General features: G+C 39.3%; 20 protein-coding genes and 1 other annotated feature. Of the genes, 16 read left to right on the top strand and 4 right to left on the bottom strand.

Annotated elements, in window-relative coordinates; genetic code table 11:
- The first annotated feature begins 53 nt into the window (after positions 1–53).
- Both HNQ80_RS22360 and HNQ80_RS22355 read left to right on the top strand, forming a co-directional pair.
- Complete coding sequence (locus tag HNQ80_RS22360; RefSeq protein WP_184312903.1) at positions 54–2,807, top strand: UPF0182 family membrane protein; 2,754 nt, start codon at positions 54–56, stop codon at positions 2,805–2,807.
- A 303-nt stretch (positions 2,808–3,110) separates the two neighbouring features.
- Positions 3,111–4,913, top strand: coding sequence for a WD40 repeat domain-containing protein (locus tag HNQ80_RS22355; protein WP_184312902.1), 1,803 nt, complete (start codon positions 3,111–3,113; stop codon positions 4,911–4,913).
- A 57-nt stretch (positions 4,914–4,970) separates the two neighbouring features.
- Here HNQ80_RS22355 and HNQ80_RS22350 read toward each other — a convergent pair whose 3' ends face one another.
- Positions 4,971–5,600 carry a site-2 protease family protein gene (locus HNQ80_RS22350; protein WP_184312901.1) on the bottom strand — a complete coding sequence of 210 codons (630 nt, stop codon included), beginning with the start codon at positions 5,598–5,600 and terminating at the stop codon, positions 4,971–4,973.
- 181 nt (positions 5,601–5,781) lie between these two features.
- Positions 5,782–5,973, bottom strand: a complete 192-nt coding sequence (locus HNQ80_RS22345; RefSeq protein WP_184312900.1) for a hypothetical protein — start codon at positions 5,971–5,973, stop codon at positions 5,782–5,784.
- 181 nt (positions 5,974–6,154) lie between these two features.
- On the opposite strand from HNQ80_RS22345, the gene HNQ80_RS22340 reads away from it, so the two are divergent.
- Together HNQ80_RS22340 and serS are read left to right on the top strand one after the other, a co-directional pair.
- Complete coding sequence (locus HNQ80_RS22340; RefSeq protein WP_184312899.1) at positions 6,155–6,691, top strand: hypothetical protein; 537 nt, start codon at positions 6,155–6,157, stop codon at positions 6,689–6,691.
- Between the two features lie 28 nt (positions 6,692–6,719).
- Positions 6,720–6,935 (top strand) — a binding site (T-box leader).
- A gap of 102 nt (positions 6,936–7,037) precedes the next feature.
- A complete protein-coding gene (gene serS, locus HNQ80_RS22335; RefSeq protein ID WP_184312898.1) occupies positions 7,038–8,315 on the top strand; it encodes a serine--tRNA ligase in 1,278 nt (425 codons plus the stop codon).
- Positions 8,316–8,361: 46 nt separating this feature from the next.
- On the opposite strand, the gene lepB is transcribed toward serS, so the two are convergent.
- Complete coding sequence (gene lepB, locus HNQ80_RS22330) at positions 8,362–8,913, bottom strand: signal peptidase I (RefSeq protein WP_184312897.1); 552 nt, start codon at positions 8,911–8,913, stop codon at positions 8,362–8,364.
- A 205-nt stretch (positions 8,914–9,118) separates the two neighbouring features.
- Here lepB and HNQ80_RS22325 point away from each other — a divergent pair, with 205 nt between their 5' ends.
- Entirely contained in the window at positions 9,119–9,448 is a 330-nt protein-coding gene (locus HNQ80_RS22325) for a DUF6054 family protein (protein WP_184312896.1), read from the top strand.
- A gap of 72 nt (positions 9,449–9,520) precedes the next feature.
- Entirely contained in the window at positions 9,521–11,206 is a 1,686-nt protein-coding gene (gene ptsP, locus HNQ80_RS22320; protein WP_184312895.1) for a phosphoenolpyruvate--protein phosphotransferase, read from the top strand.
- Positions 11,207–11,249: 43 nt separating this feature from the next.
- Here the strand turns inward: ptsP and HNQ80_RS22315 are convergent, their stop codons facing one another.
- Positions 11,250–12,155: a DMT family transporter gene (locus HNQ80_RS22315; protein WP_184312894.1), complete on the bottom strand. Its 906-nt coding sequence runs from the start codon at positions 12,153–12,155 to the stop codon at positions 11,250–11,252.
- Positions 12,156–12,799: 644 nt separating this feature from the next.
- Between HNQ80_RS22315 and prdR the strand changes: the two genes are divergently transcribed.
- The 10 genes from prdR (at position 12,800) to HNQ80_RS22265 (ending at position 24,578) form a co-directional block, all read left to right on the top strand.
- Positions 12,800–14,566 (top strand): sigma-54 dependent transcriptional regulator PrdR, encoded by a 1,767-nt coding sequence (gene prdR / locus HNQ80_RS22310; RefSeq protein ID WP_184312893.1) that lies wholly within the window; start codon positions 12,800–12,802, stop codon positions 14,564–14,566.
- 351 nt (positions 14,567–14,917) lie between these two features.
- Positions 14,918–16,204 carry a proline reductase-associated electron transfer protein PrdC gene (gene prdC, locus HNQ80_RS22305; RefSeq protein ID WP_243183503.1) on the top strand — a complete coding sequence of 429 codons (1,287 nt, stop codon included), beginning with the start codon at positions 14,918–14,920 and terminating at the stop codon, positions 16,202–16,204.
- 45 nt (positions 16,205–16,249) lie between these two features.
- Positions 16,250–18,121 carry a D-proline reductase (dithiol) proprotein PrdA gene (gene prdA / locus HNQ80_RS22300; RefSeq protein WP_184312892.1) on the top strand — a complete coding sequence of 624 codons (1,872 nt, stop codon included), beginning with the start codon at positions 16,250–16,252 and terminating at the stop codon, positions 18,119–18,121.
- Positions 18,122–18,421 carry a CBO2463/CBO2479 domain-containing protein gene (locus HNQ80_RS22295; RefSeq protein WP_330602993.1) on the top strand — a complete coding sequence of 100 codons (300 nt, stop codon included), beginning with the start codon at positions 18,122–18,124 and terminating at the stop codon, positions 18,419–18,421.
- Complete coding sequence (prdB, locus tag HNQ80_RS22290; protein WP_184312891.1) at positions 18,421–19,149, top strand: D-proline reductase (dithiol) protein PrdB; 729 nt, start codon at positions 18,421–18,423, stop codon at positions 19,147–19,149. The genes HNQ80_RS22295 and prdB overlap by 1 nt, the downstream gene beginning before the upstream one ends.
- Before the next feature lie 72 nt (positions 19,150–19,221).
- On the top strand, positions 19,222–19,986 hold the full coding sequence (gene prdD / locus HNQ80_RS22285; RefSeq protein ID WP_184312890.1) for a proline reductase cluster protein PrdD: 765 nt from the start codon (positions 19,222–19,224) through the stop codon (positions 19,984–19,986).
- A 13-nt stretch (positions 19,987–19,999) separates the two neighbouring features.
- The gene (locus tag HNQ80_RS22280; protein ID WP_184312889.1) at positions 20,000–20,467 is read left to right on the top strand and encodes a glycine/sarcosine/betaine reductase component B subunit; all 468 of its coding nucleotides are present in this window, start codon (positions 20,000–20,002) and stop codon (positions 20,465–20,467) included.
- The gene (locus tag HNQ80_RS22275) at positions 20,468–21,472 is read left to right on the top strand and encodes a proline racemase (RefSeq protein WP_184312888.1); all 1,005 of its coding nucleotides are present in this window, start codon (positions 20,468–20,470) and stop codon (positions 21,470–21,472) included.
- A 29-nt stretch (positions 21,473–21,501) separates the two neighbouring features.
- Entirely contained in the window at positions 21,502–22,380 is an 879-nt protein-coding gene (locus HNQ80_RS22270; protein WP_184312887.1) for a sulfite exporter TauE/SafE family protein, read from the top strand.
- Positions 22,381–22,556: 176 nt separating this feature from the next.
- Entirely contained in the window at positions 22,557–24,578 is a 2,022-nt protein-coding gene (locus tag HNQ80_RS22265) for a methyl-accepting chemotaxis protein (protein WP_184312886.1), read from the top strand.
- Positions 24,579–24,607 lie beyond the last annotated feature (29 nt).

The following is a 24,607-nucleotide window of genomic DNA, read 5'->3' as shown; positions in this document are numbered from 1 at the left end:
GGCGGATACGATCGAGAGGATTTTTTATATAAAAAAAAGATTGGGGTGAAAAAATGCAAAAAACAAAGCGATGGATTGGAAGTACGCTGATCGGAGCACTGATCATTTTGTTTGCATCCTTCAGCACGTTGGTTCATTTCATTACTGATTATCAGTGGTTTAAGGAGCTTGGTTTCGACCAGGTGTTTTTGACAAAGCTCATAACCCAATTAAAGATTGGTGTTCCTTTGTTCTTAGCATTAACTGTTTTTATTTTTTTGTACCTACAAACCATTAAGAAGGACTATTACAAGAAGGTACAGATTGCATATCATGGAACCGATGAAAAAATCATCAATCGGATTGCCTTAGGTGGAGCTGCCTTTGTATCCTTTATCACCAGCGCTACTTTTACAGGAAACCTATGGTTTGAGCTGCTAACCTTTCTAAATGCTATACCCTTTGGGGTTACAGATCCTATCTTTGGAAAGGATATAGCCTTCTACATGTTCCAGTATCCTTTGATTGGACAGATTTACACCACATTTATTTCATTTATCATACTGCTGACAATCATTACACTGGTATTTTATTTGATTATGATGAGTATTAGACGGCCAACTTTGTTTGATGTCAACGATTCTTCTGAGGAGGTACACCTGGGACGAGGGTTGAACCTTGAAAATGGAAAGAAGCTTTTCCATATTGCAATGCGACAGTTACTGGTTTTAGGTGTTATTTTCTTTGTAGTTTTGGGGTTGGGTTATTATTTAAGAACCTTTGAGCTATTGTATTCTCCTAGGGGAGTAGCCTATGGTGCCAGTTTTACAGATATTCACGTAACCCTATGGGTTTATCGCATTTTGATGGGATTAGCTTTCTTGTCTGCCATACTGCTCATCGTAGGGGCAAAAGGAAAGAAATTAAAATTGGCATTGACAGGGCCTGTACTGATGATTGTCATTGGCGTGCTAGGCGGTTTCATTGAGGTTGGGGTGCAGAATTTTATCGTAGCCCCAGATGAAATTTCCAAGGAACGACAGTATTTAGAATATAATATTCAATATACAAAAATGGCTTATGGTTTGGAATCCATTGAAGAGAAAGAATTTTCAGCAGAACAGGATTTAACTGCCCAGGATTTGGAAGCAAATAGGGAGACCATCGATAATATTCGAATCAATGACTACAGGCCTGCCAATCAGTTTTACAATCAACGACAAGGGATTCGTCCTTACTATCAGTTTAATGATGTGGACATTGATCGTTATATCATTGACGATGCATATCGCCAAGTGTTTTTAGCAGCTCGGGAAATAGATATCAATAAGGTAAATGAACAATGGATTAATCGGCATCTAAAATATACCCATGGCTATGGCGCTGTCTTATCTCCAGTGAACCAGATAACTACGGAGGGTCAGCCTCAGCTCCTCATTCAAAATATTCCACCAGAATCGAGGGTGGAGGGTATAGAAATCCAAAGACCTGAGATTTACTATGGAGAGATGACGAATCATTACGTGATTACCAACACCAAGGAAAAGGAATTTGATTACCCTAAGGGAGATCAAAATGCCGAGGCCATTTATGCTGGGACAGGTGGTATTCGTTTAAATGGATTGAATAAGTTGTTGTATGCTGTACGTCAAGGCAGCCTTAAAATGCTGATATCCGGAAATGTCACTGGGGATAGCAAGATACTTATGTATCGAAACATTAATGATAGAGTGCGAAAAATTGCACCATTTATTCATTATGATGAAGATCCCTATTTGGTCATAGACCAAGGTAAATTGTTTTGGGTCATTGATGGCTATACCCTTAGCAGTAATTATCCTTATGCCCAGCCCTATGCTGCTGAAAAGGTAAACTATATCCGTAATGCAGTGAAGGTGGTCATCGATGCCTATAATGGTACCACTACCTATTATTTAGCTGATGAAAAAGATCCTGTGGTGAAAACCTTGAGCAAGATTTTTCCTCAATTGTTTACCTCTATGGATAAAATGCCAGAGGGAATCAAGAGTCATATACGATATCCACAAGAGATTTTCGATATACAAGCCAATGTATATAAGTTGTATCATATGACCAACCCAGAAGTGTTCTATCAGAAAGAAGATGTATGGGAGATTGCCAATCAGCTCTATGAAAGAAAAGAAGAGGTGATGGAATCCAGCTATATGATCATGAAGCTGCCTGGAGAAGATCAGGCAGAATTCATCCTTTCTATTTCCTATACACCAAAGGGCAAGCCTAATATGACGGCCCTTTTGGTGGCAAGAAATGATGGGGAAAACTATGGAAAACTGGTGACCTATAAGTTGCCAAAGCAGAAAAATATTTACGGACCAATGCAAATTGAGACCAAGATCAATCAGGACCCAAATATATCGAAAGAATTCTCCCTTTGGGGACAGCAGGGTTCTACCTATCTCCATGGAGATCTATTAACAATTCCTATAAAAAACTCTTTCATCTATGTGGAACCCATTTATCTAAAGGCTGACAATGAAAATAGCTTGCCTGAGGTAAAGAGAGTGATTGTTGCCTATGGGGATAAGGTTGCCTATGAGGAGACCCTGGAGCAAGCACTGAACAAGCTCTTTGGAACAGTTAAGGAAGAACCTCAAATACCGATAGAGCCAACCCCAATCATTGAGGGCGAGTCCCAGGATGTGAAGGAATTGATTGTCAGGGCAAATCAGGTCTTTAATCAAGCTCAGGAAGCCCAGCGGGCAGGCAATTGGGCAGACTATGGACGATATATCGACGAATTGAAAAATATTCTGGAAAGACTGAATCAGCAGGAAACAACAGAATAGCAAATAAGAGGAAATGGCGGCATAAGAGACTTTCATCAGGAAAATATATTTCCAAGGAAAGGAAACTTTGCCGCCATTGTTTTCGTCTTTAAGGTGTAAGATATAAGGAAATATCGTTTTGAGCGACAGCGAAGAATCCCAAAGGCTGAAAGATAGATTCTTTAGAGTTTTTGGAGTGTATTCCTTTTGGGTCTGGGATCCTTCGACTCCGTTTTACTTCACTCAGGATGACAAGTTATGGGTTAGGTGGATACCAATGGACAGATATCTATAGGATAAGTTTTAAAAAAGGGGAATAGAGAGATGAAAAGAGTAGGCCTGGTTTGTTTGGTGGTATGTATGATATTGATGGGATGTGTACAGCAAGGGGTGAAGATCGATTCTTCCCAGAATGTAGAACTGAAAGAAATAAGAACTGTAGAAAATAGGGAAGTGATGGGAATAAAAAGTCTGGAACATCTGCCGGAGGGCTATATTCCCCTATCGGTACATCCAGAGGATGCTGACATTCTCTATTGTATGAAGTATGTGGATGAAGGGAAAAAGGGGAATGTGATTGTAGGTGATTATTACCGTAAGGTTTCTGTTTCTGAGATAAATACAAAGGAAGGCACAGAAAAAGAGCTAATTTCAGAGATGGATTTCGTGACCTTGGCAAAGTGGTCTCCTGATAAAAAATACCTGGGTTTCATTGGAGGTAACCAGATGTGGCTCTACGATCAGGAAACGGGAACCGTAGAAAATGTGAATAAGGCCATCAATACCCCTTCAATTCTATATTTTGGCTGGTCTCCAGATAGTAAGAAAATCTACACGGAGCATGAAAATCTACCGAATGATGGCATATATGATTTAATAAGCAAAGAGGGGCTGGCATCCTATGAGATCAAGGATCGGAAACCCTATTATAAAGACGAATACAAAGAAAACGTATATATTGGGACAGCAGAGACTTCAGATGTCTATGGAAATCGGACGCCGATTACAGCCCTATTAGACCAAGGAGGAAACATTCAAAAGATGGTTGGAGAGGGCCGCTATCGAAACCATTTTGAAGAACAGTTGGTGCAGGTGGGAAAGGAGCACTTTGGTCTTATCTATTTTCCCGATATGGAGAACGGAAAGCCTCTAACCGATGATTATATTTATCAAGTAGCCTTTACACCTCAAGGAGAGCTGATTTTTACAACAAGGGGAGATATAGGAGGCGTACCCACTTATAAACTTCATATCTACAGGAAAGGGAAAGAGATTTGTCTAGCGGATGTTTCGGGCCCTCACTTCGCCATTTGGCCCGATGGAAGCTATTTGACCATAGGTGGATATGATAATAAAAAAATAGATTTAAATAATGTTGCAAAGATTAATGGACGCACTGTAGGGCTTGCACCTTTAATCGATGGTTGGGAAAAAATTGATATTGCAGGCATACTGGTGGTAGCCGCCGATACTTATGCAGATTTGTTTTATCATGAACCTTCCTCAGAAGTTGAGATGGCTGAACGTTTAGCTCAGTACTATATCAACACGGAGGAACCTGTGAAGCAGCAGGCTTATGATGATTTGCTTCAAGCTTTGAAACTTAAATACAAAGGAATGAAGGAAAATAAAAAATATCATATGACAGGGGAAATCTATGAAATAACTATAGATGGGAACAATGCCTCTGCCACAGCGGGTTTTAGTTTACGAGATGATGGAGGAAGTGGCTGGGGCTTTGGCTGCAGCTATGAACTTGTTCGGAAAGAAGGAAAATGGTATATTACAGGCTTGAGTACCTTCCCAGGCTCTAAGGAAAGAGTAAAGGTTGAAAAGGTGGCTTTGGACTTTATAAAAAATGCAGGAGCGGGAAAAAAATACAATTTTTCTAATGAAAAAGATCAAGAAATTTATAATAATTTGAAAGGCGAGGTTTTGGACTTAGGACAGATTCAGTTTTGGCGGATGAGTATGCCTCATCTGGCTTCCGCCGTAGAAAGCGCCAATTATGCCAAGGTTTATCTGGAGGGGAAAGAGCAGGTGTACACCTTAATTCTTACAAAAAAATCAGGGAGCTGGAAGGCGGACGTTCTGTCAAAAGAGCAGGTATTTGTTCCTTTTGAATAGAGACAGTGAAAACGAAAAACCAAGGAACGAGAATTCCTTGGTTTTTTGATAAATAAATTAAAAAAACATGCCTACCAGTTGTCCATAGATCATACCGATGGGTGGGCCAATGATATTGCCAGTGGTACGGCTGATGATCATCATCATAAGAATAATTCTTCCAGCCGAATGAATCTGATCGTAAATAGGTTTTTCTTTTAGATTTAAAAGACCGAACAAAATATGGGAACCATCCAGCGGTGGTACAGGCAAGAGGTTAAACACAAACAGGACGATATTCATCCACACAGTATTATCGAAGACCTCCATAATCGTATTGAAAAGGCTATCGGAAATCATTGATGACGGTACGAAGGTGAAGGCTTTCATAATCAGTAAGAAAAAAACAGCGAGGAAAAGATTCATCACAGGACCCGCTAAAGAAACCAAGATGTCATCTCTTCGTCTATTTTTAAAATTGAATGGATTTACCTCCACGGGTTTTGCCCAGCCAAAACGGGCAATGACGATCATTAAAAATCCGATAGGATCAATATGGGCCATGGGACTGAGGGTCAATCGTCCTTGATGCTTAGGGGTATCATCTCCAAGCCAAACAGCCACTTGGGCATGGGCATATTCATGAAAAGAAAAGCCGATTAAAATACCGGGAATGGTGAGCAGTATGTCACGAATATCAAAATTCATCATGTACCTCCTCTCTTTTATGCATATAAACTTATTATAGCGCAAGAAAGAAAAGGAGGAAACCTCCACTTAAAGGAAAGCAATGTTCCCTAAACCAAAAAAGAACCTCATGCGAAAGATTCTTTTTGGTTTGGGGACATATTTATTCAATATATCAATGGAAAGGGGACACAAATGAATATTATCTTGTCCGTAAGATCTTTAATTCCTCAATGGTCATGGCATCTAACTGTTGTGCCTTCTGAGAGAATTCCCTACGGGTAATCAGACCCTTCTCATGAAGGATTTCAATCAAGGTTGCGATGGCTAAGGTATTTCTATAATCAACTTCTTTTAAATCGCCTAATTGTGCATAAACATCAATGTTACACATATCTTTACCCCCTTTTGTTTCTACTTTCTAAAGCATTGCCCGAAGATAAAAAAAATATACATTTTCACGAAAAATTTTGCGGGGCAATAGGCGCCAATCCTAGAAATGGCACATATTCTGCACCTAGGACAAATATAATGCATAGTATGAAGATATATCTTTTGGTACTGGAGGAAAAGATATGGAGCACAATTACGAGTTGACAACGGGAAGATACCTTTTCGAGCTGACAAAAATATTTTTTCAGTCCGTGGCGGCCCATTATTTTCATAAGGACCATATGAAGTTGGAACAGCTGTATTATCATACCATGGATTTGCACGAACGATATATTGAGCAATATTGTGATGAGGAAGAAAAAGAAGAACGCTATCGGGAAAAAATTTATGAACTCCTAGACTTAATTTTACTGAAAGAACAAAAGGATACGCTAAAGATGAAAACCTCCGATGCAACTTATAAAGGGATAAAGATAAGGGAGAATATTATCAATAACATGTATGTAGAGCTCTGGTTGGTGGATAAAGATCTCTGGTTATACATTTTTGAATCACGGGGCCACAAGGAAGAGTTTATTTATTTCGATATAGAAGACCCGTACCTTTTGAGAATGGATCAAGTGTATTATGGATTGAAAGAAAAAAGAAGCCCGGGGTTACTAAATCTACTGTATGAAAAAGAAAAAGGAATAAATCATAAAGATATTGCCAAACTATAGGTAATATGTTAGAATGTTTTAAAATATAGGAAAAACGATGAAGGGAAGCAGTAAATTCTCAGACTTTTCCAGAGAGTCGGTGGCTGGTGTGAACCGATAGGATCTGTGATTGAATCCGTCCCAGAGTTATAAGCTGAAAATAGAGTAGGCTTCATCGGGTGCGACCGTTATATCGCAGCTAAGAGGTTTGGAGCAATCCAATCAACTAGGGTGGCAACGCGGGAATACGTCTCTCGTCCCTATTTTCACATAGGGATGATGGGCGTTTTTATTTTTGCTAGAAATCTAAATGCTACTGGGTCTTAGATTTAGTAAGATGATGAACTTAATAAAGGAGGTCAATACCATGTTAGACATTCGACGTATTCGAAATGATGTGGAAGCGGTAAAAAAACAACTTATGAAGCGGGGGCAGGGAGATTACGGGCTAGATAAGGTTGTAGCTCTGGATGAAAAAAGAAGGGAGCTCCTTCAAGAAGTGGAGCAGATGAAAAGCCGACAAAACACGGTATCAAAGGATATCCCAAGGTTAAAAAAGGCGGGAGAAGATGTTGCTGCCATCATGGAAGAAATGAAAGTGTTATCTGAAAAGATCAAGACCATGGATGAAGAAGTGAAGGGGATTGAACAAGAGATTCAGAATATGCTGTTAACCATTCCCAATACACCCCATGAAAGTGTACCTGAAGGCACCAGTGATACGGATAATGTGGAGGTTAAGAAATGGGGAGAACCCAGAGCTTTTGGCTTTGAGCATAGCGCCCACTGGGATATAGGAACAAACCTAGGCATTTTAGATTTTGAGACAGCAGGAAAAATTACAGGTGCAAGATTTACAGTTTACAGAGGATTGGGTGCAAAGATGGAGCGGGCGCTAATCAATTTTATGTTAGATTTGCATACTCAGGAGCATAAATGTGTGGAAATTCTCCCTCCTTTTATGGCAAATAAGGATAGCATGACAGGAACTGGGCAGCTTCCAAAGTTTGAAGAGGATATGTTCCATATACCAAGCAAGGATTTTTATCTTATTCCCACAGCAGAAGTTCCTTTAACCAATCTATACATGAATGATATCCTAGAGGGAGACCAACTGCCGATTTATCATACGGCCTATACCCCTTGCTTTAGAAAAGAGGCTGGATCAGCAGGACGAGATACGAGGGGATTGATTCGTCAGCATCAATTTAACAAAGTAGAAATTGTAAAGTTCACAAAACCAGAAGAGTCTTATCAAGAGCTAGAAACTTTACTTTTAGCAGCGGAAGAGGTATTAAAAAGATTGGAAATTCCTTATCGTGTAGTGAAGCTCTGTGCAGGAGACCTGGGAGCAAACTCTGCTTGCACCTATGATATCGAAGTATGGATGCCAAGCTACGGAAGATATTTAGAGATTTCTTCCTGCAGCAACTTTGAGGATTTCCAAGCAAGGAGAGCGAACATTCGATACAGACCAGAGCCAAAAGGAAAGGTAGAATATGTTCATACCTTGAACGGATCAGGTCTGGCTGTAGGTAGAACCTTTGCAGCTATTTTGGAAAACTATCAACAGGCCGATGGATCTGTGGTGATTCCGGAGGCATTAAGACCTTACATGGGTGGTTTAGAAAGAATTTCAAAATAAAAAGAGAAACCAGCACTTTTTCGGTGCTGGTTTTTGTATGGAAATTCTATTCTACTTTTCCTATCTTTGAAACAGGTAAAACTCTTACCAAAACCTTGCCTTGTACTTTTTCTACATCTACCAATCCAAGGTTTCTACTGTCTAAGCTGTGGCTGCGATTATCGCCCATGACGAAAATTTTACCCGCTGGTACGTTATCAATATGGATATCTCCAGGTGTATAATCTTCATTGATATACTCCTCTTGTTGTTCCACACCATTGACATAGACTCTACCGTTTTCGATTAGGAGTTCGTCTCCTTCCACTGCAATTACTCGTTTGATCAGATTTTTAGTTTTTACATCCTTTAAACGTTGAATCCAGTTTAATTGGCCCAATTCATCGGGTTCCATGGGAATATCTGTTTCAAAGGAAACGATATCACCTTTTTCGATCTTATGGGTATTTTGTAGTATTAAATAGTCATGCTCTACAAGGGTTGGATTCATAGATATACTATAGACCTCCAAGGGGGTAATGAAGGACGTAATCACTAAGGAAATCACCACGGCTAGAACGATGGACTTGATCCACTCCCAAACTTCTTTTTTCACCATATCAACTCCTTTTCGATGAATATCGGCATATTTCCTAATTATTATTGTATCATTTTCTTCATGAATTTCTCAAATAAAGTTTTAGAAATAATTTGTTTGCAAGGCAAACGTTTCCAAAATGATCATGGTATTGTTAAGAAATACTATTCTATGATATGGTAAAAGAAAATGGATTGAGGTACTTATAAAAAAGGAGGATATCACCATGAGTATTCAAAATTTTAAAGTAAGTATTGATCCAACAAGGGCTATAGGACTAGTAAGGGATGAGGAAAATGCAGATTTGGTGTATGAGGAAATCCACGATTTGGGCGAAAATAAATATATTGGGACATTAGTATTTGAAAAGTTCTTTTTTCGCAATTCAAATCGAGCAGCATTGGTGGTAATAATCGATAACATAAAGGGCTATACTGATGTCAGATCTGTTGCTACAGGTAGTTCTCAAGGAATGATTTTTAATTTTGATTGGGGTGCAGCCAGCGAATTTGCAGGCAGCGTAAGAGATATTTTAGAGAACTACATTATAGAATAGAGTATGATGAAGAATAAAATAGGAAGAATTACTGAATTTTAAAATATAAGAGTATAGAGAGGGGATATGAACATGTACAAAGGGATTGGCGCTTCTCCAGGAATCGCCGTGGGAAAGGCATTGCTTTTGAAAAAAGAAGACGTCGTCATTGAGCGAAAATCCATCAGTGATGAACTGAAAGAACAAGAAAAATTTCACCAAGCATTGGGCAAAACAAAGGAACAGATTGAAGAAATCAAAAAGATGACAGGGGAAGCCCAGCGAGAAATATTGGATGCCCACTTAATGATTTTGGAAGATCCTGAGTTGATTGGCGGGGTAGAAGGAGCTATTTCTTCTGAAAAGATCAATGCAGAGGCAGCTTTACAGAGCGTTATCGATACCTTTGTGGCCATCTTTGAAAGTATGGATAATGAATACATGAGAGAACGAGCAGCGGATATCAAGGATGTGGGTCAAAGAATCCTTATGAATCTGTTAGGGAAGGAGCTTCCCAATTTGGCAAAGCTCAAAGAGCCTGTGGTGCTTGTGGCCCATGATTTAACGCCTTCTGATACAGCTCAACTGGATCGAGAAAACGTTTTAGGTTTTGCTACCGATATTGGAGGCAGAACCTCCCATAGTGCTATTATGGCAAGAACCATGGAGATTCCTGCTGTGGTTGGTTTAAAAAGTATTACACAACAGATCAAAAGCGGGGATATCCTTGTGTTTGATGGAGAAGAAGGATTGGTCTTGGTGAATCCGGAGGAATCCGTCATCGACCAGTACACAAAGAAAAGAGCCTACTTGCTGGAGGAAAAACAAGAGCTATTAAAGCTTTTACATAGTGATACGGTATCTAAGGATGGTAAAAGGGTAGAGTTGGGTGGAAATATCGGGAATCCAAAGGATGCCCAGAAAGCCCATGAAAGTGGTGCTGAGGGAATCGGCCTTTATCGAACAGAATTTTTGTATATGGATCGGACTGCATTGCCTTCCGAAGAGGAGCAGTTTGAAGCCTATAAAGCGGTTTTAGAAATCATGGGAAAACGACCTGTGGTGATCAGAACTTTAGACATTGGCGGCGATAAGGAACTGCCTTATATGAACCTGCCCAAGGAGATGAATCCATTCCTAGGGTATCGAGCTATTCGAATTTGTTTGGACCAAAAGGAGATTTTTAAGACCCAGCTTCGAGCACTTCTAAGGGCTAGTGTCTATGGAAATCTAAAAATTATGTACCCGATGATCTCTTCCCTTGAAGAAGTTCGGGCTGCCAATGGCATCATGGAGGAAGTAAAACAAGAGCTAAAGCAGGAAGGAAAAGAATGGGCATCGGACATCGAAGTGGGTATCATGATAGAAATCCCTGCCGCGGCAGTGATTTCAGATATCCTCGCGAAAGAAGTAGACTTCTTCAGCATCGGTACCAATGACCTAATCCAGTATACTACTGCTGTAGATAGAATGAATGAGAAGATTGCTCACTTGTATAATCCTTTTAATCCTGCCGTATTAAGATTGATCAAGTTGGTGATAGATAATGGTCACAAGGCTGGAAAATGGGTAGGTATGTGTGGAGAAGTGGCTGGAGATAAACGACTGATCCCACTACTATTGGGTATGGGATTAGATGAATTCAGCATGAGTGCAGGGGCGATTCTACATGCGCGCAAGCAGATTCAGAGTTTGTCTTATGAAGAGATGAAGACCCTGGCAGACCAGGTATTACAGTTAGGCACCGCCGAAGAGATCGAAAAATTGTTATGTAGATAGAAATAAAAACCCACAGATCTGTGGGTTTTTTTGATGGATGACCCTATTCATTCAAGGGGATGTGTTCCTTTTCTTCTACGGATACATTTTCATTCACCACGATAATGGCTGCCAATACCAAAACAATACCCATCATCCTAGAGGAGGTAATATGTTCTTGAAAGACAACAATACTAACCATGGTAGCCACTGCGGGTTCTAAGGTGGCAATAATAGATGCTCTGCTGGTTTCCAGTTGATTTAATCCCTTGGTGTAGAAAATGAAGGGCAGTACTGTAGAAAATAGGCTTAAACAAATGCTGTAAAACAGCACATCTACACCAGAGAATAAGGGATACATACCTTGAAAGTCTGTTATAGGGATCAGGCCTAGACTAGCGAATAAAAAAGTGTAGAGCGTAACGGTCATAGAATCATATTTTTTTAAGGCGTATCTTCCGAAGATACTGTAGAGAGCATAGCCCAATCCAGCTCCTAATCCAGCCAGTATACCGATCATAGGGAGACTGTTTCCTGTCTGTTGAAAAAATCCTGTCACCAGAATGCATCCCGCAAAAGTTAGGACAAAGGACAGTATTTTTCGTGAAGTCAGTCTTTCCTTAAAAAGCAATGTAGAGAATACGATAACGAAAGCTGGTGCTGTATACAAAAGGATGGAAGCGATGGATAAGGTAGTATAATGAATGGCCATAAAATAGCACCAGTTGAAAAAGACAAAACTGATGATGCCTGTACCAATGAAATAAATGACATCCTTAAGCTGAATCCGAAGAAGTTTTCGATCGGTGGCGGTGACATATAGAAACAACATGGCAAAGGCACCTACGGCACGAATGGCTACGATCTGAAATGGATTAAATCCAAAACCATAAAGTTTCTTGATAAAAATACCTAGAATTCCCCACAATATGGCAGCACACATCACAGAAAAATATGCTATTCTTTTCATTCCAGCACTCCTTCGTTTTGTTATATTTACTGAATGTGAAACTATTTTGATAGATGTGGGACGAGAGAATTTAATCAGTCAGAAAGATCAGCAATCGTTCCACGAAATGATCGTACGTGTATATCATTATTGTACTAGAATTTATATGGAAAAAATAGATGAAGTTAAATATAAAAAAACTTCAAAAGGGATGTTTATCTTGTCCATTCCGTGGTAAATATATAATATAATTTCATAAAACAGCAATATACAGAAGGGAATGAGTCCACCAAAGAAGATCATGAATTCTTAGACCAGTTGAAGATGAAAGAGGTGAGACCACCAAAGTGTTAAGTGAAACATCAGAACAATAGGCAGCGCTCTTGAATGAAAACAGGAGCGCTGCCTATTTTATTTCGCTCTTAAAATTTTATTTAGCCATTTTTGTATATTAGTATATAATAGAGTAAGATTTATGTCGAAATAGTTGATTTTTTGTGATTAATCTGGAAAGGTATGCTTAACTGGTTTTATTAGCAGAGGTAGTCGATTTTGGGAAGTGTAACGCTATTTCCTCGAAGTGCATTGATAAATAAAAATTTATGCATTTATATGAGTGAAAGAAGCAGATATGTGGGTGCTGACCGTAAAATAAGGAGGATGCTATGTTTCTAAATAGACTAGACGATTATACTGTAACTGATATTATGGGAACAGATTTGGTGACAGTTCATAAAGACACTCCATTAAGAGAAGCCATCATGAAAATGCTAAATAGCAACACAGAAGAAATCGTTATATTGGATGGAGAAGAAAATATTATTGGCATTGTCAGCTTTACCGATATTATCTGTGCTATGAAGGACATTCCCGGTAAGAATAGCTTCGAAGACAAAATAATAAAATATGCTATAAAGAATGTGGTATCCATTGATAGTAAGGCAAAAGCTTTGGAAGCCAGAAATAGAATGCAACAGAAGAATATTGGTAGACTTCCCGTAATAGAAAACAATCGGTTAGTTGGTATTATCCGAGTAAAGGACATATTAGACAAAGTATATTTGAAAGTAGATGAGATGAGAGAGGCTTTTAGATATATTTTAGATAGTGTTCATGAAGCCGTATGTGTTGTGGACAAGGATGGGGTTGTTGTCCTATGGAGCGGTAAGTCAGAGAAACTCTATGGGGTAAAGGAAGAAGAAATTGTGGGAAGGAAACTGAAGGAGTTCTTTCCAAATGGACTTTTGATGAGGGTATTACAGGAAAAGAGACCGATAGAAAATGTCCTGCACAGCCCTCGGCAGGGAAGCTATGTAAATATTAGTGCCATGCCTCTTTTTATCAATGGAGAGTTAGTAGGAGGGGTATCCACTGATAGAGATATTACGGAGGTTAGAAATTTATCTCGAGAGCTGGAGATTGCTAAAGAAAAACTCGATTACCTGCAAATGGAGGTAAATAAAATAAATGAAGATAAATATTCATTTGGACAAACATTGGGGAAAAGCGATGTCATTCGAGATAAAATCTATCGTGCAATGCAGGTGGCTGCTACAAACAGCAGTGTCCTGATCAGCGGGGAAAGTGGAACGGGAAAAGAGGTCTTTGCAAGGACTATTCATCAAGCCAGCGGCAGAAAGGGACCTTTCATAGCAGTCAATTGCAGTGCCATACCAGAGAACCTTTTTGAAAGTGAAATGTTTGGCTATGAGGGAGGGGCTTTTACAGGAGCCTTAAATAAGGGAAAGATTGGTAAAGTTGAATTGGCAAATAAAGGGACCCTTTTCTTAGATGAAATTGGAGATTTGCCCCTCTATATGCAGGCAAAGCTCTTGCGGGTATTACAAGAGCGCCAAGTAGAGCGAGTAGGAGGAGATAAGTCAATTGATATTGATGTAAGAATTATTTCTGCGACCAATCGAGACTTAAAGACGATGGTAAAGGAAGGCAGTTTTAGAGAGGACTTATTTTATAGATTGAATGTTGTAAATCTAGAAATACCTAGTTTGAGAGATAGAAAAGAAGATATTCCTATGTTTGTGAAAAATTTTATGGATGAGTTTTGTAAGGAAAATAATATCTTTGTTCCTAGAATTATACCTGAGGTATTGCAAATTCTTATGAGCCACAACTGGCCAGGAAATGTTAGGGAATTGAAAAATACAGTAGAACATCTGGTAGTCTTTTCGAAGGAAGGGGAAATAAGGATGGACAGTCTACCAGAACATTTGTTGAGACAAGTAGAACGGGATCAAGAATCAGAGGCGATTTATGATCTACAGGAAAATGTAAAAAGAACTGAAATAGCGGCCATAAGAAGAGCGATGGAGACAGCTGAAAGTAATAAAGCGCAGGCCGCAAAACTCCTGAATATACCGCGAAGCACCTTGTATTATAAAATAAAATTTTATGATTTGATAGAATATTTATAGTGTATCGTCTACTTAAACGAACCGTCAATGGAATGACATGTGTCAGTCTATTGACGGTTGTCTTTTTGTGTGTACATAAAAGGAAAAAGTATTGAAGAAACAAGGATGTAAAACTTTTATGGATATGTCTAAATATGGGAAATGCTGTCGATGGATTGACACTATAAAATTTAAAATCGATATTGAAAAGAGCCCTTAAGAAAAAAACATGAAGTTAGATAAATAACAAACAATTGAAAAACCAATCGTTTCATTCTTTTCTATAAAAAAAATCTATAGTAAAAAAGCGACTATTAGAAATTGGCATACTACTTGCTCATACTTAAAACTAAGTTCGAGGAGGTGAGAAAGTTGAAAATTATTATGCCATTGAAGCAACACGTAGGGGCTCCTTGTGAGGCAATTGTCAAAGCGGGAGATAAAGTAAAAAAAGGACAATTGATTGCTACTCCTCAAGGATTAGGTGCAAATCTTCATGCCAGTGTATATGGCGTTGTTGAAGGTATTACGGAAGATGTAATTATCATTCTACCCGATCACGAACAACCCCATGAATATATAAAAATACATGAAACAGATGATAAGCTAGAGGCGATTAAAGAAGCTGGAATTGTAGGGGCAGGGGGGGCTGGTTTTCCTACCTATGCCAAACTTAAAGCAGATCTTCAGGGAGGCTATGTTATCGCCAATGGAGCAGAATGTGAGCCGGTATTAGCCCATAACCTAAAGCTGATGGAAGAACAACCAGAGGTTATTGTTAGGGGACTTAAGTACATTAAGGAAATTACTAATGCTTCGAAAGGTTATATTGCCATAAAGGAAAAATACAAGAAGGCAGTAATCGCCTTGAAGACAGCTTGTTCTAAAGAAGAAGACATTGAAGTGAGATTTTTACCAGATATGTATCCTTCGGGAGATGAGCGGGTAATTGTAAGGGAAATTTTAGGGGTTGAGCTAGAACCAGGAAAGCTTCCGCTAGAAGCCAAAGCAATTATTCAAAACGTTGAAACCCTAAAGCATATTGTGAATGCAATAGAGCTGAGAAAACCTTATATTACCAAGGATATAACGGTAGCAGGCCGTGTACAGAACGCTAAAAAAGGAAAAGTATTTTTAGATGTACCCTTGGGAGAACCAGTAGGAAAATACATAGACCAATGTGGTGGATATGTAAAACCTTATGGAGAAATCACACTGGGAGGACCATTCACTGGAGCAGCTGGTAGGGAGGATTCTCCTGTTACCAAGACCCTGGGTGGAATCTTAGTAGCGATGCCCTTCCCACAGGAAAAAAGAAAGATGGGCATTCTAGCTTGTGAATGCGGAGCCCAGGAGGGAAGATTAAAAGCCATTGCCAAAGCCATGGGAGCAGAGGTCATAGCAGAAGAAAAATGTAAGAGAATGGTGGAGGTAAACGGTAGATATCGCTGCGATAAGCCAGGGGTATGTCCGGGTCAAGCGGAAAAAATTCTTAAAATGAAGAAAAAGGGTATACAAGTTCTTTTAACAGGTACCTGTGGAGATTGAACGAATACAGTCATGAATGTAGCTCCTAGGTTAGGAGTTCCGACGTATCACAGTACAGACCATGTTCTTAGGGCAGTGGGTCAAAGACTTGTTAGAAGAAATAAAGAATAGACAAAAATAATCTGAATGAAAGAATCTAGATAGGAGGCGAAAACAATGTCTATAACGCCAGAAACTGCAAAAGAACATGCAAATGATTTAGCGGTAGTATGCTGTAGGACTGAAGCAGGAACAATTATCGGGGCTGCCAATCTTGAAGATCCAGCGATTTTCCCAGATTTGGAAGACTCAGGGTTATTACAAATACCTAAAAACTGCCTTAAGATTGGGGAGGTTTTGGGTGCAAAACTCATGAAAACCATCGACTCATTAACGCCATTAACCGCTGATTTATTAGAGGGAATACAGGTGACAAACGAAGAAAAATCATCAGAGGTAAAGGAAGAAGTTAAGGTTGCGGCAGCAGCGCCTGTAGCTTCAATGGTACAGGCTTTTGGTGGTGTGGTGAAGATCCACATTGGAGAAGGTAAAGATATAAATCTTGAAATTCCGCTATCTGTAGCTGGTGGAATGATGCCAGGAACACAATGTGGAGAAGCCGTTTTGGTACCACAGGCTGCCAATGTAGAGAATCAGGAAAGAAAAGAAGTAGATTTGGAAGCAAAGGCTGTTAGAAAGCTTATAAAAAAACACTTGAAGATTGAAAAAGTGTTATTTGGATCAGAAACAAAAATCGAAGGAACTACTTTATATATCAGAGATAATATTTGTGATGATGCTGTGAATGCAAGCAGCCTTGTTACATCTATAAAAATAGAAATCATCAATCCAGAAGACTATAACAAATACAGTGAAACCATCATGGATGTTCAGCCAATTGCTACAAAGGAAGGAGAAAGCAAGCTAGGAGAAGGCATAACTAGAGTGCTGGATGGAGTAGTAGTTGTTGTAACAGGAACAGATGAAAAAGGTGTACAAATTGGTGAATTTGGTTCGTCTGAAGGTGTTCTTGAAACCAATATCATGTGGGGAAGACCTGGTGCACCTGATAAGGGAGAAATCTTCATTAAAACTGAGGTTGTGATCAAAGAACACACCAATATGGAAAGACCAGGACCGTTGGCTGCCCATAAGGCGACAGACTATATTACACAAGAAATCAGAGATGCACTAAAAAAGGCAGAAGAGACTTTAGTGACAGAAGTAGAAGAACTGGTGCAATATAGAAGACCCGGTAAGAAGAAGGTAATTATCATTAAAGAGATCATGGGACAAGGAGCAATGCACGATAATTTAATCCTTCCTGTAGAACCTGTGGGTGTTATTGGTGGGAAGCCAAATGTTGACTTAGGAAACATTCCAGTTGTCCTTTCTCCGCTAGAAGTATTGGATGGCGGTATTCATGCATTAACCTGTATAGGACCTGCTTCTAAAGAAAATTCAAGACATTACTGGAGAGAACCACTGGTAATACAGGTAATGAATGATGAAGAACTGGATTTGGCGGGGGTTGTGTTTGTTGGATCTCCTCAAGTAAATAATGAGAAATTCTATGTGTCTGAAAGACTGGGAATGCTTGTAGAGACGATGGATGTAGAGGGTGCCTTCATCACAACAGAAGGATTCGGAAATAATCATATCGATTTTGCAAGCCATCATGAGCAAGTAGGTATGAGGAATATCCCGGTTGTGGGAATGTCTTTCTGCGCAGAGCAGGGAGCGTTGGTTGTAGGAAACAAATATATGAAATACATGGTAGACTTGAACAAGTCATCACAAGGTATAGAAAATGAAATTCTTTCTAACAACACGTTATGTAAAGAAGATGCTGTCAGAGCGGTTGCTATGCTAAAATCTGCCATGGCTGGAGAAGAAGTTAAGCCTGCTGAGAGAAAGTACAATGTCAATGTAAAAGAAAACAATATTGATATGATCAAGCAGCAGACTGGAAAAGCCATAGAATTGGTTGCAAATGAACAGATACTGCCAAAGAGCAAGAAGAGACAAGAAATCTACGAGGTAGAGTAGATGGTACAATCTATTACTGAAATAGATAGAAAAGGTGATCAAATGAAGTATGGTGACAAAATCATATATATCGAAGGTATCATCGTAGAGGTTCATGACGGTTCTGTATCTGTAGACCTTAAAGGAAGACTAGGCTTTTTAAAAGTTCCCATGCGAATGATTATCAGTGATTATCCTATCAAGATAGGGCAAGAAGTGGCATTAAGAATGAGTTTTTTAGAAGTGGTTCGTGAAGAAGTAAATGAAAAGTATATTAGCAATATTGACAAAAGGAATAAGGACAAGAAGGAGGTAGAATAATGGCTAACTTAACAGTAGTAAAAGGTTTGCAATCAGAAATATTTGTTCCAATCACTCCTCCCCCTGTATGGGCGCCTGTAACGAAAGAGCTCAAAGACATGACGGTCGCATTGGTTACAGCAGCAGGAGTGCACTTGAAATCTGATAAAAGATTCAATTTAGCAGGAGACTTCACCTTTAGAGTAATTCCAGGGGATGCACCAGTGAGTGAAATGATGGTATCCCATGGAGGGTATGATAACGCAGATGTTAATAAAGATATCAACTGTATGTTTCCAATCGATCCTATAAGAAAGTTAGCAGAAGAGGGCTTCATCAAAGGAATTTCCTCTGTAAACTTTGGTTTCATGGGTGGTGGTGGCGATCAAGCAAAATTTAGGGAAGAAACAGGCCCGGAGATTGCCAGACAGCTAAAGGAAGCCAAAGTGGACGCCGTTGTTCTAACTGCTGGCTGAGGTACCTGCCACCGCTCTGCTGTAATCGTACAGAGAGCGATAGAGGAATCGGGGATTCCTACAATTATCATTGCAGCGTTGCCTCCAGTAGTTAGACAGAATGGAACACCAAGAGCGGTTGCTCCACTGGTTCCAATGGGTGCAAATGCTGGAGAACCAAACAATCCAGAAATGCAAAAAGCTATTTGTGCAGACACACTAAAACAATTGATAGAAATACCTAGTGCAGGAAAGATTGTACCATTACCTTACGAGTATGTTGCAAAGGTATAGACTATAGAAAAATCTAGCCTATCCCTCATTTCATAGAAGGGTAGGCTGGGTTTATCAGAAAAGGTGGTTTTAATGAAAGATGAAGAGAAAGTACTAAGAAGACTCGTCATTAAAACTTATCATATAGAGGAGATAAGGCTGGGAAATAACGTTTCAATTCATGATAATTGCCTTCAAATTTCTACGGCAAATATTGATAAAAAATTAACAAATTTTCCCCAGATAGAAAAAATAGAAATAGAAATCATTCCTCCAAAAGACCATAAGCGATGGACCAATAGCATCATGGATATTATCCCCATATCCACAAAGGTTCTTGGCAGATTAGGAGAGGGGATTACCCACACGCTGACAGGAGTCTATGTGGTGCTGACAGGAGTGGATGCAGCTGGGGTACAGGTGGCTGAATTTGGTTCTTCAGAAGGCATCTTGAAAGAGCAATTATGCTTAAATAAAGCAGGAACACCCGCTGATGAAGATTTTATCATTTCAGTAAATATCACGCTGAAGGCGGGGCAAGGTACCAACCGAGAAGCTATCTTAAAAGCGCATCAAGCCTGTGATTTGTTCATTCAGGAAATTAGAGAAAAACTCAAAAAAGTAGATGGCAGAAGCTATACGGAAAAACATGAGTTTTTTGATAAGATTCGATTCAACAAGAAGAAAATAGCTATTGTGAAACAAGTAGCTGGACAAGGGGCGATGTATGATAATCAGCTTCTACCACAAGAGCCCAGTGGTTTTGCTGGGGGGCGTTCTATTATCGATTTAGGAAATGTACCCATCGTATTAACACCTAATGAATATAGGGATGGCGCTCTTAGAGCAATGACTTAAGGAAGGTGATGAAATGGGAATAGGACCATCGACAAAGGAAACGACACTCCATCATTTTAGAGATCCCCTTTTAGAGATCGTGTCTAGCGATGATGATATAGATTTGGTAGGCGTCATTATCGTAGGGACACCTCAACATAATGAAGAAAAACACTTTGTTGGAAGACGTACTGCTGCTTGGCTGGAAAGTATGAGAGTAGATGGTGCCATTATATCGGTAGATGGCTGGGGAAATAGTCATGTTGACTATGCCAATACCATTGAAGAGATTGGCAGCAGGGGAATCCCTGTAGTTGGATTAAGTTTTGTAGGAACGCAAGGAAAATTTGTAATAAAAAATCAGTACATGGACACAATCGTAGATTTTAATAAATCCAAGGCAGGCATCGAGACAGAAGTCGTGGGGGAAAATACCCCGGATTATTTAGATGCAAAGAAGGCATTAGCATTTTTGAAATTAAAAATGAAGGAGGTAAGGTAAATGAAATTCATCAGAAGCATACATACTATTGATTCTCATACCATGGGAGAACCGACACGGATCGTCGTAGGTGGCGTGCCAAGAATACCTGGAAAGACAATGGCAGATAAGAAGAAGTATTTGGAAGATCATTTAGACTATGTAAGAACTTCCTTAATGCACGAGCCAAGAGGACATAATGATATGTTCGGATCTATCATCACCAATGCAACCACAGAGGAAGCAGACTTCGGAATCATTTTTATGGATGGCGGCGGATATCTGAACATGTGTGGACATGGGTCCATAGGTGCTGCCACCATTGCAGTAGAATCTGGCATGGTAAAGGTGACGGAGCCCTATACGGATATTGTCATGGAAGCGCCTGCAGGATTGATCAAAGCGAGAGTTAAGATCGAAAATGGAAAAGCGAAGGAAGCATCCATTACCAATGTACCTTCTTTCCTTTATAAAAAAGATTTGGTGATTGAGGTGCCATCTATCGGTAAAGTAACCTTGGATATTGCATTTGGAGGAAGTTTTTTTGCAATCGTTGATGCAAAACAATTAGGGGTAAAGGTAGAAACATCTCAATCTGATGATCTTCTCAAAATAGGTCTGGAAGTGAGAGACATCATAAATCAGTCGGTGAAGGTACAGCATCCAGAGAAGCGTCATATCAACAGTGTAGATTTAGTAGAAATTTTTGATAAAGCGACTCATCCAGAAGCTCATTATAAAAATGTTGTTGTTTTCGGTCAAGGACAGTTGGATCGCTCTCCTTGTGGAACAGGAACTAGTGCCAAATTAGCGACTTTATATGCAAAAGGATATATAAAAGAAAATGAAGATTTTGTCTATGAAAGCATTACAGGAACTTTATTTAAAGGTAAAGTTGTAGGTCATACGAAGGTAGCAGAATTTGATGCCATCATACCAGAGATAACAGGAAGTGCGTATATTACAGGATTTAATCATTATGTTATCGATCCAGAAGATCCACTGAAATATGGTTTCTGCTTGTAGTTAGAATATAAAAGAAGAGGGGGAAAAAAATGATAACGGGAATCTTAGGAATTCTAGGTATATTGACAGCTTGGTTTGGCATTGAGTTTGGAAGGGACTTATCACGCAATAGAGCTAGTTTAGAAAGTGAAACAAGCTTTGCTACTTCCAGCGCTATTGGCTTTACAACGAACTTTTTTGATACATTGGGTATCGGAAGTTTTGCGCCCACAACTGCACTATTGAAGGTATTCAAACAAATCCAGGACAGAGTAATACCGGGTACCCTAAACGTATCCTGCACGATCCCTGTTGTTGCAGAAGCATTTATATTCATTACTGTTATTGAAGTAGAACCGATTACTCTGATTAGTATGTTAGGGGCAGCAACTTTAGGTGCCTGGCTAGGGGCAGGCGTTGTATCTCACTTACCAGAGAAGAAAATTCAATTAGGTATGGCCATTGCATTGTTTGTAACAGCCATCTTGATGTTGTGCAGTATCATGGGATGGATGCCTGGCGGAGGAGAAGCCATCGGATTATCAGGAATCAAGCTGGTTGTTGCTGTAGTTGCGAACTTTATATTAGGTGCCTTAATGACACTTGGTATCGGTATGTATGCACCTTGTATGGCATTGGTTTATTTCTTGGGTATGAGTCCTACTGTAGCTTTTCCTATCATGATGGGTTCTTGTGCCTTCTTAATGCCAGTCGCATCTATAAAGTTTGTTAGAGAAGGATCTTATAACAGAAAAGCATCCCTTGCCATAGGTGTATTTGGATTAGTGGGTGTGTTTATTGCGGCGTATATTGTAAAATCACTGCCATTGGATGTTTTAAGATGGTTAGTCATCGCTGTAATCCTATATACATCTATGACAATGTTTAAATCTGTAAGAAAGCCGGCAACGGCAGATGCACAAAAATAATCGATAATACGTGTAGGGCAGAAACCAAAAAGTTTTAGGAGACCATCTTTTACTTTGATTAGATGGTTTCTAAAACTTTTTTTGTAAAAATCAATGAAATCTTGTAAATATAAAACATAAGATTAACAACAAAGAGATCTAGAAAAATAAAAAACCAATGAAGAGAGGAATGATGCGTGTTGCGTCCAGGAAAACCATCATTAGCAAGAAAAATAATAGTTGGTGTAATTATTTGTTTGATGATCGCAATAGGATCGACCACAGCTTTATCGATAAAAATAGCAAAAGAAAATCTGTATAAGCAGATGGAGCTTCAAGGCAAGGAAATGGTTAGATTGGTTCTATATCAAACCAGTATGCAGGAGAAGATGACTGATGACATAGAAGTCATATTGGACAATAATCTGTATGATGCTGCCTTCAGTATTGCCAACATGGGTATATATAGTGATGACAAGTTGGAAGTATTGTCCCAAAAGACTGGATTGACAGAGATTAATATTATTGATGAGAATGGAGCCATCATCCATTCAAATATGAAAGAGAACATAGGATACGTATATGGAGAAAATCATGCAATGCAGCGGATTCTAAAAGGAAATGAGGAAAAGATTGTAGAGGATATAAGAAAAAGCGAAGTAGATTCGAGATTTTATAAATATGGAGGTGTGAAGCTCCCGAATGGTAAAGGGGCGGTGCAAATCGGCATTGTTGCTGATGAAATAGAAAAGATGAAGCAGAGTTTCAGCATACAAAGGTTATTAGAATCTATCGGTCAAGATGAGGAGGTTGTATATGCCCTGGTGGTTGATAGAAACCTAACAGCAGTAGCCCATAGCGACAAGGAAAGGGTTGGTATGGTATTTGATTATGCGGGAGAAAGAGGTGCTGTTGAGAAGGGAGAAGAGCATACGGGAATCTTCTACTCTGAGGAAAGGAAAAGAAATATATATGAGGTCATCTTTCCCATATACAATCAAGATGGATCTATTACTGGTGCTATCAATGTGGGATTGTCTGTAGCATCGGTGGAAGCGGCTGTGAAGAGCATGATTGCCAGAAGTATTATTACTGCCACAGTGGTTTCTATTATAGGATTGCTTCTTGTACTGCTGTTAATACAAAGGCTTATCAAACCAGTGAAAAAGCTGGTCACATCTGCTGATCAAATCGCCCTTGGCGATTTGAGGGAAACGATAGAAGTAACATCACAAGATGAAATTGGAAACTTGGCTCGATCTTTTTCTACCATGATAGATAGTGTAAAGAATATGATTAAAAAGATTACAAACACCTCTAAAAACATGGATACGTTCAGTGAAGGGTTGGTAACTTCAGCTCAGCAAAATGCTGCTGTAGCAGATCAAATTGCCAAAGCCACAGAGGAAGTAGCTGCTGGTGCCTCAGAACAGGTGAAAAAGACGAATAAGGTAAAAGAAAATGTAGATATTGTCTCTAGCAAAATAAAGGATATTGTGAACAATATAGATGAGCTAAAGGCATCTACAGAGGTGATGGTGCAATCAGCCAATGCTAGTAAAAAAGAAATGTTAGAAATGGATCAGCAAATGAAAATTATTCGTGAATCTTCTTATCTCTCCAGCAGTACCATAAAGAATTTGAGCAGTACTTCTCAAAAAATCGGAAAGATTGTAGATGTGATCAATCAGATTGCCAATCAAACAAATCTTCTGGCCTTAAATGCAGCGATTGAAGCAGCTAGAGCAGGAGAAGCCGGAAAAGGATTTACAGTTGTGGCAGAGGAGATCAGAAATCTTGCTGAACAGTCCGTACGGTCAGCAGAAGATATTACAAAATTAATTCAAGAAACCCAAGAAAAAAGCCAGGGTGCTATTGTTACCATTGAGGATAGTGTGATTGAAGTAGACAAAGGACAACGGATTGTTGAGAGAGTGGGGAGTACCTTCGAAACGATTGGAAGTACTATAAATGAAAATCAACAGTTGTTCTCGCTGCTTGAAACTTCGATGACGGACCTTAACGAAAATTTTAAAAATACTACAGTATTGATAAATGGTATTGAGTCTATTGCAGAAGAAACAGCTGCTAGTACCCAAGAGGTGGCAGCATCCACAGAAGAGCAAATGGCTTCTATCCAGGAAATTACCGCCTCCATTGAGCAGTTAAGCAACATGGTAGGAGAGCTGAATGAATTGGTTGCATTATTTAAAATATAATTAGTCCACTACTGTTATAGGAAACAAAA

The organism is Anaerosolibacter carboniphilus, assembly GCF_014205875.1.
GTDB lineage: Bacteria > Bacillota > Clostridia > Peptostreptococcales > Thermotaleaceae > Anaerosolibacter > Anaerosolibacter carboniphilus.
Note: the sequence above shows the minus strand (reverse complement) of the source record. Positions and strands in the feature narration are given on the sequence as shown.